The 12,755-nt window shown below is 55.3% G+C and carries 11 protein-coding genes; 9 read left to right on the forward strand and 2 right to left on the reverse strand.

Annotation, left to right across the window (positions count from 1 at the left end):
- Positions 1-379 precede the first annotated feature (379 nt).
- The 8 genes from RM530_RS16920 to RM530_RS16955 all read left to right on the forward strand — a co-directional run bounded on the left by RM530_RS16920 (position 380) and on the right by RM530_RS16955 (position 10,860).
- The gene (locus RM530_RS16920; RefSeq protein WP_311366439.1) at positions 380-1,336 is read left to right on the forward strand and encodes an arsenic resistance protein; all 957 of its coding nucleotides are present in this window, start codon (positions 380-382) and stop codon (positions 1,334-1,336) included.
- 548 nt (positions 1,337-1,884) lie between these two features.
- On the forward strand, positions 1,885-3,300 hold the full coding sequence (locus RM530_RS16925) for a TolC family protein (RefSeq protein WP_311366440.1): 1,416 nt from the start codon (positions 1,885-1,887) through the stop codon (positions 3,298-3,300).
- A complete protein-coding gene (locus RM530_RS16930; protein ID WP_311366441.1) occupies positions 3,297-4,343 on the forward strand; it encodes an efflux RND transporter periplasmic adaptor subunit in 1,047 nt (348 codons plus the stop codon). The genes RM530_RS16925 and RM530_RS16930 overlap by 4 nt, the downstream gene beginning before the upstream one ends.
- A 15-nt stretch (positions 4,344-4,358) precedes the next feature.
- The gene (locus RM530_RS16935) at positions 4,359-7,460 is read left to right on the forward strand and encodes an efflux RND transporter permease subunit (RefSeq protein ID WP_311366442.1); all 3,102 of its coding nucleotides are present in this window, start codon (positions 4,359-4,361) and stop codon (positions 7,458-7,460) included.
- 15 nt (positions 7,461-7,475) lie between these two features.
- Positions 7,476-7,817: a P-II family nitrogen regulator gene (locus tag RM530_RS16940; RefSeq protein WP_311366443.1), complete on the forward strand. Its 342-nt coding sequence runs from the start codon at positions 7,476-7,478 to the stop codon at positions 7,815-7,817.
- Between the two features lie 166 nt (positions 7,818-7,983).
- Entirely contained in the window at positions 7,984-8,181 is a 198-nt protein-coding gene (locus tag RM530_RS16945) for a DUF6316 family protein (RefSeq protein ID WP_311366444.1), read from the forward strand.
- A gap of 205 nt (positions 8,182-8,386) precedes the next feature.
- Positions 8,387-9,739, forward strand: a complete 1,353-nt coding sequence (gene nhaA, locus RM530_RS16950) for a Na+/H+ antiporter NhaA (protein ID WP_311366445.1) — start codon at positions 8,387-8,389, stop codon at positions 9,737-9,739.
- A gap of 212 nt (positions 9,740-9,951) precedes the next feature.
- Complete coding sequence (locus tag RM530_RS16955) at positions 9,952-10,860, forward strand: cation diffusion facilitator family transporter (protein WP_311366446.1); 909 nt, start codon at positions 9,952-9,954, stop codon at positions 10,858-10,860.
- 106 nt (positions 10,861-10,966) lie between these two features.
- Here the strand turns inward: RM530_RS16955 and RM530_RS16960 are convergent, their stop codons facing one another.
- Positions 10,967-11,872: a cation efflux transmembrane domain-containing protein gene (locus RM530_RS16960; RefSeq protein ID WP_311366447.1), complete on the reverse strand. Its 906-nt coding sequence runs from the start codon at positions 11,870-11,872 to the stop codon at positions 10,967-10,969.
- 81 nt (positions 11,873-11,953) lie between these two features.
- On the opposite strand from RM530_RS16960, the gene cadR reads away from it, so the two are divergent.
- Positions 11,954-12,361, forward strand: coding sequence for a Cd(II)/Pb(II)-responsive transcriptional regulator (cadR, locus tag RM530_RS16965; protein WP_349256270.1), 408 nt, complete (start codon positions 11,954-11,956; stop codon positions 12,359-12,361).
- Here the strand turns inward: cadR and RM530_RS16970 are convergent.
- Positions 12,290-12,652: an FTR1 family protein gene (locus RM530_RS16970; protein WP_311366449.1), complete on the reverse strand. Its 363-nt coding sequence runs from the start codon at positions 12,650-12,652 to the stop codon at positions 12,290-12,292. The genes cadR and RM530_RS16970 overlap by 72 nt on opposite strands.
- Between the last annotated feature and the right edge of the window lie 103 nt (positions 12,653-12,755).

Below are 12,755 nucleotides of genomic sequence, written 5' to 3' on the forward strand. Positions count from 1 at the left end.
TATTATCAATAAGCCATTTTTGTCTTTTATTTTCAACGGCTTATTTTACTGCTAATCGGTAATACCATGAAAAATACCATGCTCAGAAATTCCTTAAAAATAATTTCATTTTTTGCTGATAGCTCCACTAAACAACGGTCAGCATCAGGCTGCCCGGGGGTAACTACTAACCCTATGGGGAAGCTCTCCACTCTGTCTGCTAGCCGGCAAAAAGGTATAACGCTGACGCTAACCATTTTACCGGATCTCTCCCGACCCAACCTAAAGAGATTTCAGTCCCCCTCGATAAGCCTCCCGAAATGCTCAGGGCAAGTGTCGGGAGTTCATTGCGCACCAATGATACTATCGTGCCCTCGAAAAACAGCAGGAAACACTTTAAATGCGCGAAAAACTGGAGCGATACCAGGTCTGGCTTTATCTGGTAGCCATCCTGGTCGGCATGGCCATCGGCTGGATGTCACCAGGGCAGACCCGTCATTGGGAAGTGTTGCTGTGGCCGGCCCTGGGAGCTCTCTTGTACACCACTTTCACCCAGGTGCCACTGCTACATCTCACGTCGGCATTTCGTGATCGCCGCTTCCTGGCCGCTTTGCTGACGGGCAATTTTATTCTGATACCGGTGGTCGTTGGTCTTCTGTTGTGGCTGTTACCGGATGATCCCGCCATTCGCCTCGGTGTGCTACTGGTACTGCTGGTACCCTGTACGGACTGGTTTATCAGTTTTACCCATCTTGGCGGCGGGGACGGGGCCCGGGCCATCACGGCCGCACCTATTCTTTTGCTGGTCCAGCTCATTTTGCTGCCCGTTTATATCTGGCTCTTCATGGGCAATATCGCCATTGAACTGGCCGTTGGCAGCCACTTGCTGCCAGCTTTCTTTGGATTGATTGTCACCCCGCTGATCCTGGCCTGGTTAACCGAACGATTAACCGAAAACCACCAACGAGCGCAAACACTGGTGGACTGGCTTGGGTGGCTGCCCGTGCCATTGCTGGCGCTGGTGGTGTTTCTGATTGCCGGCTCCCAGGTCAGCCTGGTGATCGACAATGGCGCCCTGCTGTGGTCAGCGCTTGTGGTTTTTGTGCTTTACCTGATTGCCGCCGCCATTATCGGCAAGGGGCTCAGTGAGCTATTCGGGTTCACGCCCACTATCGGTCGCACCCTCACCTTCAGCTTTGGTACCCGCAACTCCTTCGTCATGCTGCCGCTGGCGCTGTCACTGCCGGAGCCCTGGCGTGCCGCCATCGTTGTCATCGTCTTCCAATCCCTGGTCGAGTTGTTCGGCATGGTCGCGTATCTGCGCTGGCTGCCGCGTCTGATCAAGAATACCCACTGAGCCAGACAATAAGCGGCATGATCGAGGAACTTTCTCTGAACATCACCGCCGGATTTTGACGCGACAATAGCCCAAGTTGATTGAATCCCCCTAGTAAATTATAGTGTGCGCTCATTTCTACTCGGCTCGCTTGATAATCGAATGGCAAAAAACTGGACGCTAATACTGTTTGCGGTATTGATGGTAGTGCAATCACTATCCATCGCCGCTGATGTATTGCCTATCCATTCGGATCACCAACCCCATGAGTTGGCGGATATGTCCGGGGGCGACGGTTCAACCCAAGCGACAGACCCGTCACCGGGATCAGACCACAACACACCGCCCGGCCATTGCCACTCCTGTCATTGCCATGGCTCTCATATGCTGCTGTCCATGCAGCTGCCCACGCTGTCTACTGCCTCTTCCGGCCAAGTCACACTGCGCTATACCGTCGACCACCCGTCTCCCCCCATCGCTGCGATACTCCGACCGCCCATAGCCTAACCTCACTTTCCGGTCATCGACCGGCACCAGGATTTTTCAAAAATCTTTACGTGAGGTAATTCATGTCCATGCTATTCCGTTTGCGTCCGGATTCAGGCCGAAGCCTGATAATCCGGACAACGCGCCTGCTGATTTGCGGCGCGCTGCTAAGCCTGTCCGGGCTTATCCAGGCCGCTGATCGCGCCCCTGCAACACTGACGCTACCCGAGGCCTTCGCCCGGGTGCTCAGTGACAACCCCGAATTGGCGATCTATCCCTACGATATTCGCGCGGCCGAGGCGCGGGCCCTCCAGGCCGGGTTTCGCCCCAACCCGCAAGTATCCCTCGACGTCGAGAATATAGCCGGCAGCGGCGAGTTCTCGGGGACCGATGCCATGGAAACCACCCTGGCGCTTAGTCAGGTCATTGAGATGGGTGGCAAGCGCCCTCTGCGCCGGGATGTCGGGCAATGGCGCCGCCAAACCCTCGAGCGCGACTACGAACTGGCCCGCCTGGACGCACTATCGGCGGCGGCCAGCCGCTACCTGGAAGTGGCACAAACCCAGCGCCTGCTGGCCTTTGCCCGGGAAGTCGTGGACTTTACAAGCGCCGCGGAGAAAGTCGCCCAAAGGCGGTTTAATGCTGGCAGTGCCAGCCGGGCGGAACTGAGCCGTGCCCGCACGGACTTCATGCAAGCGAAGCTGGCGGTGAGCAATCTCACCGTGCGCCTGGGAAACGCCAAACGGCGCCTGGCGAGCCTGTGGGGTGAAACCTCAGCGGATTTTGGTGATGTAGAGGCCGAACTCTTCGCCTTGGCGCCAACGCCTGAGTTTGCCAGCGTCCAGCTCCAGCTGGAACAGGCGCCGCAGCTGCAACGGTTCTTGACCCTTGAAAGGCTGCGCCAGGCCGAGCTGGACCTGGCCATCGCCCGCGGCCGACAGGACATCGAAGTCGGTGCTGGCATCAGACGGGTCGAGGGAATCGGTGATACTGGTGTGGTTTTTTCGTTTTCCATGCCCCTTGGCATCTCTAACCGAAACCAGGGCAACATCAGTGCCGCGCGGGAAAACCTGACAAAACTTGACCTCGAAGAAAAAGCCACCCGGGTGAAGGTTTTCACGGAGCTGCGCAATGCCTTCGTCCAACTGGAACAGGCCCGCGAGCGGGTTACCCTGTTACGTGAGCAGATACTGCCTGAGGCACAGCAGGCACTGGCGCTGATTCAGGAGGGCTACGGCGACGGGCGTTTTTCCTATCTGGAACTGGTGGAAGCCCGGCGCCAGCTGCTGTCCTTCGAAACCGAGGCCGTTGCCGCCGCCACCGATTTTCATCAAACCCTTATCACCCTGGAGACCTTGACCGGCCAGCCGCTAACGGGGGAGCGCCAACCACTCTACCCCACCGAAGCAATCAATGATTTCCGGTCCGATCTGCGCCTGCCCACGCTGGACAGCATCGATGATAAAGCGTCTCTTTCGCCACAGGATGAATCACAATGAACAAGTTACTGAATTATTTAATGGGCGGCTTGCTGCTAGCCGCCATGGCATATCAAAGCACAATCGCCGCCCCATCAGATCAAGCCGCTCACACCGAAGAAGGCGCTCAGCACGCAGATGAAAAGCAACACTCGAAAGAGGAACATGCCGGGGAAGACCACGCTGAGGATGAAGGCGACCATGCCGAAGAAACCGGCCATGAAAGCCATGAGGAGGAAGAGCCTGATCTAACTTTTAGCGCCGATCTGCTACGCGAATTTGGCGGTGAAATCACCACTGCTGAAGCCGGTATGATTCGCCAGCAGGTCTCGCTACCCGGCGAGGTAAAACTCAACGAAGAAGCCGTGGCCCATATCACACCCCGGTTTTCGGCCAAGATCGTCGAGGTGCAGGCGAAAACCGGTGACCGGGTCAAGGCCGGTGACATTCTCGCCACCGCCGAGAGCTCCGAGACCCTGTCCCGCTTTCAGCTGAAATCTCTGATTGATGGCATTGTCATCAAACGCCACGTCACCTTGGGTGAACATTTAGCGCCCGATGATTCCGCCTTTGTCGTCGCGAACCTGTCCACGCTGTGGGTGGATATCGCTCTCTACCCCAAGCAAGTGCCTCTGGTAAAAGCCGGACAGCCGGTGCGGATAACCACCAGCCACGGCCCCGAACCTGTGGAGACCAGCCTGGACTATGTGGCTCCCCTGGTGGACGAGGCCACGCGCACGGGCCTGGCACGGGTCTTCCTGGCCAATACGGATAATAACTGGAAGCCGGGCATGTTCATTGAAGGCCAAATCACCCTGGGCGAATTTTCCGCAGAGGTAGTGGCGCCCCGAACCGCCGTCATCGACATAGAGGGTCAGCCCACGATATTCGTTCAGCACGACGGCAGCTGGGAACCTCGCCCGGTCAAGCTGGGTCGCGGAGACAGCCACTCTGTCGAGATTCTAGCGGGCCTTGATACGGGTGAACGCTATGTTTCTAAAGGTGGATTCGTGCTGAAGGCTCAGCTGCAGAAAAGCGAATTCGAATCCGGACACAACCACTAATCGCAGGAGAACAGTATGCAAACTCTTATTCGTTTTGCGCTGGAGAACCGGCTGCTAGTGGTCGTGATTTCTCTGGCGATGCTTATCGGCGGTTACTTCGCCTATCGCACCCTGCCGGTTGATGCCTACCCGGATATTTCACCGGCGTTGGTGCAGGTCTTTGTAGAAACCGAAGGTCTGGCGCCGGAGGAAGTCGAGAAATACGTCACCTACCCCATCGAAAGCGCTATGAATGGCCTGCCCCAACTGGATCATGTGCGCTCTATCTCCAACTTCGGATTGTCCGTAGTCAATATTTATTTCGAGGACGGCACCGACATCTACTTTGCCCGACAATTAGTGGGGGAAAGATTACAGGTAGCGCGGGAGGCTATTCCCGACGGCTTCGGGGAGCCGGTAATGGGCCCCATTACCACAGGGCTAGGCCAGATTCTGTTCTACGTACTGGAGGATACCAGCGGGCAATACAGCAACACCGAGCTGCGGGAAATTCAGGACTGGATCGTCAAGTTCAACCTGCAGACGGTAAAAGGTGTCACCGAAGTCCTTTCCATCGGTGGTGAGGTCAAGCAGTTTCAAGTACGTATCGATCCCGACGCGCTGATCCGCTACGACGTGTCACTGCCCGATATCAAGGAGCGCATCGAGGCCAACAATGCCAACGCCGGGGCGCAGTTCATCGTCAAAAACGATGAGGAGTACATCGTTCGCTCCGTGGGTCTGGCCACGGACCTTGAAGCCCTGCGTAACATTGTGGTGAAAACCATCGGCGGCACACCCGTCTACCTCCACCAACTGGGCGAACTGGACATCGGCGGTGAAATCCGTCGCGGGCTGACCAGCAAGGACGGCGAAGGCGAAGTGGTCGTGGGAATGGTCTTGAAGCTGATTGGCAGTAATACCTCCCAGGTGATCGGCGCCGTCAAGGCGGAGTTAGCCACCATCAACGCCAACCTGCCGAAAGGCATCGAGGTGCAGCCCTATTATGACCAGGCGACCCTGGTGAAAGCCGCAGTGAGCACGGTAATCAACGCACTACTCCAAGGTATTATTCTGGTGGCTCTGGTGCTGTTGGCTTTTATGGGCGGCCTGCGGCCCAGCCTGGTGGTGGCGCTGTCGATTCCCTTCTCCGTCGGCTTCACCTTTCTCGCCATGAAATTCTTCGACATATCAGCCAACCTGATGTCGCTGGGCGGGATCGCCATCGCCATCGGCATGATGGTGGATGGTGCTGTGGTCGTGGTGGAGAATATCGACCGGATGTTGCGCGAATCCTCCCCGGATGAATCGCGCCTGCACCTGGTGGCGCGGGCCTGTCAGTCGGTGGCGCGCCCGATTCTGTTTGCCATCAGTATCATCATCATTGTGTTCCTGCCGCTGTTCACCTTGCAGGGGGTGGAAGGGGCGACCTTCCGGCCACTGGCCTATACCGTAGCGGTGGCCATGCTTGGCTCGCTGTTCTTTGCTCTGATTGTGGCACCTGTGGCCTCCTCCCTGCTGATGAAGCGCCCCGAGACAGACCCAGACAAACCCCGCAAGGACATTGTCAGCCTGCTGCTGAAAGGCTACCAACCCCTGGTACAGGCCATGGTGACGCGCCGCTGGATTGCTGTGACCCTGGCGGCGGTGGTCCTGCTCATCGGCATTGTCGTCGCCCCGCGGCTCGGATCGGAGTTTGTGCCCCGCTTCAACGAAGGGGATTTGCTGATCCGCGCCACCATGGCGCCGTCCATCTCCCTGGAAAAAGCCGAGACGACCATTGGCGTATTCGAGCGGCAATTGATGGCAGCGTTTCCGGAGGTCACCCAGGTGGTGTCGCGCATTGGCCGGGGTGAAGTCGGCGCCCACGCCGATCCGGTGAATAACGCGGAGATTTTCGTTGCGCTCAAGCCCCAGGAGGAATGGCAAAGCGCGGAAACCCTGGATGGCCTCTACGCGGCCATGAGCGAAAAATTCGCGGATTTCCCCGGCGCGCAATTCAACTTCACCCAGCCCATTGCCGCCGCCGTGGATGAACTGCTCACCGGCACCAAGGCCGAACTGGCCGCCAAGCTCTTTGGCGATGACCTGGATGTGCTGGTGGAGAAAGCACAGGCCATCGAACAGGTGATGCGCACCGTGCAGGGCGCCCAGGACGTTCAGCGCGATCAAATCGGCGGTACGCCGCAACTGCGCATTTCGTTGAACCGGGAGGCTATTGCCCGTTACGGCCTCAATGTCAGCGACGTGCAACGCACACTGAGCGTGGCCGTGGGCGGCAGCGAGGCCGGACAAGTGTTTGAGGGTATCCGCCGCTTCGACATCTATGTGCGACTTGAGGAGTCCGCCCGCAACCGGGCCGATGTGATCGAGCAGCTCATTATCAAGAACGCCGCCGGACAGCGCATTCCCCTGGAAGAGCTGGCCACCATTGAGGAAGTGGTGGGGCCGCGCCAGATCACCCGGGAAAACAACCAGCGTTTTATCACCATCCAGACCAATGTCCGCGACCGGGATATCGGTTCGTTCGTGGCCGAGGCCGATGCCGCCATTGCGCAGCAGGTGGATTTACCGCCCGGCTATTTCCTTAAATGGGGCGGGCAGTTCGAACTCCAGCAACAGGCCAACAAGCGCCTGATGATCGTGGTGCCCATTACCCTGGCACTGGTGTTCCTGATGCTGTTCGTCAATTTCAGATCCCTGCGCAACGCCCTGTTGATCATGCTCAATATCCCGCTGGCGCTGGTGGGCGGTATCGTCGCCCTGTGGCTGAGCGGCCAGAGCCTCTCGGTGCCGGCCTCGGTGGGCTTTATCGCCCTGTTTGGTATCGCCCTGGAAAATGGCCTGGTGCTGGTGAGTTACCTGAATGAACTGGTCAAGGACGGGGTATCCATTGCTGAAGCCAGTGTGCGGGCGGCCTGTGCAAGGCTGCGGGCGGTGATCATGACCGCCGTCACCACCGCCTTGGGGCTGTTCCCGCTGCTGTTCGCCACCGGCACCGGCAGCGAAGTGCAGCGGCCACTGGCCACCGTCGTGGTCGGCGGCCTGGTGACCGCCACCATCCTGACCCTATTGGTTATACCCGCCCTGTATCACTGGTTTGCCGACAAGCCCGCTGATATGAGCGAATCCCATTAACCCGGAGTGACTGTCATGCAAGAGATCAAAGCCTATATCAAACACCACAAACTGGAAGCCGTGACCCTGGCCCTGCACCGCGTGCAGGGCGTCACCGGCATGAGCGTCGCCCACGTTGTCGGCTTCGGTCGGAGCAAAGTCAATACCAGCGCCGCCAACCCGATTGAGGGCGCGGGGGATTTTGTCAAGCACGTGAAGGTGGAAATCGTGTGTCACGATCAGTACGTGGACGAGGTCGTCCGCGTACTAAAAACCGAGGCGCACACCGGACTGCGCGGCGATGGCCGCATTTTTGTCAGCGATGTCAATCGTGCGATCCGGATCGAAGATGGTGTCGAGGACGATACGGTTGTCTGAGAAGAGAACCCGCCCTCTTCAGGCGAGCGGGTTCCATTTCAGCCTTCGCTCCCTCTACACCTGATGATTCTTCTTCAACAGGAGCTGTGGCTCATGACCTTGTACAGTCAGTTCAAGCCGTTTTGAATGGTTTTACTGGGCAAGGTCATGACAGCAGGACAAGATTATGAGTGATTCACCCAAGCAGCGAAAAGATGACTCGAAGGAGGCTCCACCCTTTAGAACACATCGCATCCATGCCATTAATGGCGAATGGTATTTTTTAACCCGTGAAGGTCAAAATATCGGGTCATTTCCCACCAAAGATGATGCAGAAGCGGGCTTAGCGAGATTTCTTAAAATGGTCAAAAAAACGAGTAAATGATAACCGTGAATCCACAAAGTCGCCAATGCACGGGCACCAACAGTATAGGAATGGCATGTCTTCTTAATCTGGGCCTTACCATTATCGAGTTTGTCGACGGTTGATTGATTTACAGTTCGACTATCATCGCCATCGCACAGCATCTCCTAACCAATTACCAACGCAAAATTCCGCTACCATCAGTCGGAAAAACTCAGGTAAATCCATGGACCAGTCCGTAGAAAGAAACAGCATTGATCTAGCCTATAAAGCAACTGGCCGTAAGTTTTTGGACAGGGAAACCGCCGGAGGGCTGCTTCTGATTGGAGCCACCGTCATCGCTCTGGTGTTGGGTAATTCTCCATGGGCTGACACTTATCACCACTACCTTAAAGATGAACTTCTTTTTGAGCTGTCCGAGCATTTTACTTTCCGCCTGACACTCGAAGAGTGGATCAACGACGGCCTTATGGCCATATTCTTTCTGGTGGCTTCTCTGGAACTGAAGCGGGAAATTCTGGTAGGCGAATTGTCATCCTTAAAGAAAGCCTCCATGCCACTTTTGGGAGCGCTTGGCGGGATGGTCGTCCCGGCCCTGATTTTTGTCGCCCTGAATGTTGACACAGAAAATATAGCCGGATGGGGTATTCCGATGGCTACTGATATTGCTTACTCCTTAGGCATTATCGGATTACTGGGACAACGCGTGCCTTTGCAACTTAAAATTTTTTTGGTTGCACTGGCTATAGTCGATGATTTAGGAGCCATACTCGTCATTGCTTTGTTCTACAGCAACAACCTGAGTTGGTTATATCTCGGGGCAGGAGCAGGTACTTTTACTCTATTGCTGCTATGCAACCGCCTTGGCGTAAAAAATCTTTTTTGGTACCTATTGGGGGGTATCATTTTGTGGTACTGCTTTCTGAATTCAGGCGTTCACCCCACCATTGCCGGCGTCCTGTTCGCCATCACCATACCCGTAAAACCCAAACTGGACAGTAAAACCCTGAAAGAACGCACCGCCAGAAATGTTGCGGCACTGGAAGAGACGGACATAGAAAACCGTGACCCATTCCAGGACAGTCGTCAACGAAAATTTCTAGAGGCCATAAAAAAAGACACTGAAAACTCAAGCCCACCACTACTGAAACTAGAAAATTCGTTAATTGATTTTAACGTCTTTTTCATTATCCCTGTCTTCGCCATTGCTAATGCGGGCGTCAAATTGGATGTCAGTTTATTGGAGGTGGTATCGGGCTCTCTGGGCCTGGGTATATTGTTAGGTCTCGCGCTTGGAAAGGCATTAGGAATAAGCCTCTTCGCGTTAATCGGTGAAAAGCTGGGCATAGCAGAATTGCACAGTTCACTGAGATGGCGGCATGTGGTTGGCATGGGCATGATAGCCGGCATTGGATTTACCATGTCTCTGTTCATCACCAACCTGGCATTTAGCGACCCTGAGTTGGTCAAGATATCCAAGATCAGCATCCTGTTAGCGTCGCTGATTGCCGCTGTTGGCGGTGTTACCATGTTGTTGATCGGCACTGTGCGAGATAGCCACGAGAATAGAAAGAAATAAACGATGTCCGATGGTATTCGCGTGCAGTTCACGGCTTTTCTCGCCTCGATAGGCCTGGCTGACGCCATTTGCATGGGCCGCCATGGCATCTCTGATCACCGTGGCAGTTTTGCCCGTCACTGTCACAGCTCCGATGACGACCTACAAAGCAGGGACTAAGCTGAATACAATAGATGCTTCTTTATACATAGACACCAAACGAGGTTAGTCCAATGAGCCACGACCATGTGCATATGGCCCCCGAGACCAAGGATAAACGAGTTGCCATCGCCATCTGGGCGAACGGTATCCTGACCCTGGCTCAGATTGGGGGAGGCATCTTTGCCGGCAGTCTCGCCCTTATCGCGGACGCCTTGCATAACTTCTCTGATATGGCATCGCTTGTCATCGCGTTCGCGGCGCAGAAAATTGCGCGCCGCCCGGCTGACGCAAAGATGACCTTTGGCTACGGCCGCATTGAAATCGTTGCAGCCCTCATCAACTACACCACATTGATCATTATCGGGATCTATCTGATCTACGAAGGTGGCATGCGGATCATTGATCCTCCAGAGGTAAAGGGCTGGTGGGTCGTCTGGCTTGGCGGTATCGCCCTGGTCGTGGATGCATTAACAGCGTTACTCACGTATTCGATGCAGAAAGGCAGTGTCAATATCCGTGCATTGTTCCTTCACAATCTGTCGGATGCACTCGCGTCGGTCGCCGTGGTCATTGGCGGGGCTCTTATTCTACTCTACGACATGCGCTGGGTTGATCCTGCAATCACCATCGGCATCGCGGGCTACATTCTCTACCTGGGTCTGACAGAAATCGGCGGTACTATCAGAACCCTCATGCTGGGCAGCCCGGTGGATATCGATACCGATGCCGTCATTGTTGCCCTGTCCAACATCGAAGGCGTTATCGATCTTCATCACGTGCATTTTTGGCAGATGGGCGAACACGATGCCTCGCTGGAGGCCCATGTGATTATCGAGGAAAGTGCATGGGATCAGCTTGAGAATATCAAGTACAGGATAAAACAGGCTCTGGCGCAGGAATTCAACATTAGTCATTCAACACTGGAATTCGAGCACCCGGACCACATGCACAAGGATGCCCACACCTATGGGCACGGTTGACAGAAAATTCTCCATAAGCATCGGCGAGAGCGGCGACTATTTTAATAGGCCGCCCAGGCGCGGAATTTTGCCGGCATGAATCCGAGCAGCGAGAAAGGACCAGAGACTAATAGCGCAGTTTCAGAATGCGCCGGGCGCCATTCAACACAATCAGCCCGATGATCAGACCAATAACCAGGTCGGGATAACGGGAACCCGTCCAGGCGACCAGTACACCGGCGAGGATAACCCCCGAATTGGCGATGACATCATTAGCGGAAAAGATCCAACTTGCTTTCATGTGTGCACCGCCGTGCCGGTTTCTTGCGATAAGCACCAGACACCAGACGTTGGCCGCCAGGGCCACAAGACCAAAACCCATCATTAACGCGGATACGGGTTCGCTGCCGAAAACAAATCGCCGCCCGACTTCAGCCAGGACTCCCAGCGCCAGAATCAACTGCAGCCAGCCTGACAAATGCGCCGCGCGCAGCTTCATCCGCACACTGTGTCCAACGGCATACAGTGCCACGCCGTAGACGGCGGCATCAGCAAACATGTCCAAAGAATCCGCGATCAAACCAGTGGATTGCGCCAGCCAGCCTACTGTCAGTTCAACCACAAACATAACGCCGTTGATGGCCAGCAACCACTTCAGTATACCGGCTTCGACCTGGGCGGTTGCCTCTTCCTTCTCCCTGGCCAAGACTAAATCCTCTTCCCCCACCGGGGTGGTTTTTTCGAGCGTGGCACCCAGTCCCAGGGAGCGCATCCTCTCCTCGATGGCAGCCCCATTGTCGCCATGGAATACCCGCACCTTCCGATTCGGTGTATCGAACTCCAGTAAAACGCGGGGCTCAATACTGTCCAAGGCCATGCGGATCATCCCCTCTTCCGACGGGCAGTCCATTTTTGGTACCCGGTAGTCACTGACATAGCCATGTTGAAAAGCCATATCAGTATTCGCTATTGCAGAGGTGGGGGCATTGGCAATCTTGTTGCTCTGACAGTTGTCATTGCACGGGTCAGACATCGAATAAAGCCCTTGTGGATGTACAGACAGCCACTATAAACTCTATAATAACTATAGAGTCAATCGGGATATTGAGAGATGATGAAAATCGGCGAACTGTCCAAAGTGGCTGGCTGCTCCGTGCAAACCATCCGGCATTATGAAAAGGAACATTTGATTGCCTCCGCAGAACGCAGTGAAGGCAATTTTCGCCTGTACGATGAAGCTGCCGTTGAGCAATTGCTGTTCATCAAGCACTGTCGCAGCCTGGATCTCAGTTTGCCGGAGATCCGGCAGCTGTTGGCTTTAAACCGTTCGCCCGGTGCGCAATGTGATGATGTGAATCAGATGATGGATAGGCATATCGAGCAGGTGGAGGCGCGTATCCAGGAACTCACCAAGCTGAACGAGCAACTGAGAATGCTGCGCCGCAGCTGCTCAAACCGTCGGACAGTGGAGCAGTGCGGTATATTGCGGAATTTGTCGGCTACTCCGGTTTCGAGCGGGTGACACCCGTTCCAAAAACTCTCCTGAACGTTCTGCAACAGGGGCATTTTTCCGCTGCCTTCTCGCCAGCCCCAGAAAGACCAGGAAAACCACCAGTACCGACAATTGCGCCAGGATACCCTGCCAGATGGATTTGACGCCGACCCAATCAATGTCAAAGCTGACAGGCAAGGATGTAATACCAATAAGACCCGCTTCTTGAAGTGCCGACATGGCTTTACCCATGAGGATAAACGCCAGGGCCAGCAACAGGCAGTTGGTGACGGAAAAGAATCTGGCAATGGGTAATTTCACTGAATAACGCACCAATAACCAGGCCAGCTAACCGCCTGACCAACACTCAAGCTATGGCTGAGAGTCAACTAGAGCACGTTAATCAACAAAAAACATAATCTCA

The sequence above is a fragment of the Banduia mediterranea genome (assembly GCF_031846245.1).
Taxonomy (GTDB): Bacteria; Pseudomonadota; Gammaproteobacteria; order Nevskiales; family Nevskiaceae; genus Banduia; species Banduia mediterranea.

Coding starts and splice junctions, on each gene's coding strand:
- RM530_RS16920 (WP_311366439.1), top strand. CDS start 380: ATGCGCGAAAAACTGGAGCGATACCAGGTCTGGCTTTATCTGGTAGCC.
- RM530_RS16925 (WP_311366440.1), top strand. CDS start 1,885: ATGTCCATGCTATTCCGTTTGCGTCCGGATTCAGGCCGAAGCCTGATA.
- RM530_RS16930 (WP_311366441.1), top strand. CDS start 3,297: ATGAACAAGTTACTGAATTATTTAATGGGCGGCTTGCTGCTAGCCGCC.
- RM530_RS16935 (WP_311366442.1), top strand. CDS start 4,359: ATGCAAACTCTTATTCGTTTTGCGCTGGAGAACCGGCTGCTAGTGGTC.
- RM530_RS16940 (WP_311366443.1), top strand. CDS start 7,476: ATGCAAGAGATCAAAGCCTATATCAAACACCACAAACTGGAAGCCGTG.
- RM530_RS16945 (WP_311366444.1), top strand. CDS start 7,984: ATGAGTGATTCACCCAAGCAGCGAAAAGATGACTCGAAGGAGGCTCCA.
- nhaA (WP_311366445.1), top strand. CDS start 8,387: ATGGACCAGTCCGTAGAAAGAAACAGCATTGATCTAGCCTATAAAGCA.
- RM530_RS16955 (WP_311366446.1), top strand. CDS start 9,952: ATGAGCCACGACCATGTGCATATGGCCCCCGAGACCAAGGATAAACGA.
- RM530_RS16960 (WP_311366447.1), bottom strand. CDS start 11,872: ATGTCTGACCCGTGCAATGACAACTGTCAGAGCAACAAGATTGCCAAT.
- cadR (WP_349256270.1), top strand. CDS start 11,954: ATGAAAATCGGCGAACTGTCCAAAGTGGCTGGCTGCTCCGTGCAAACC.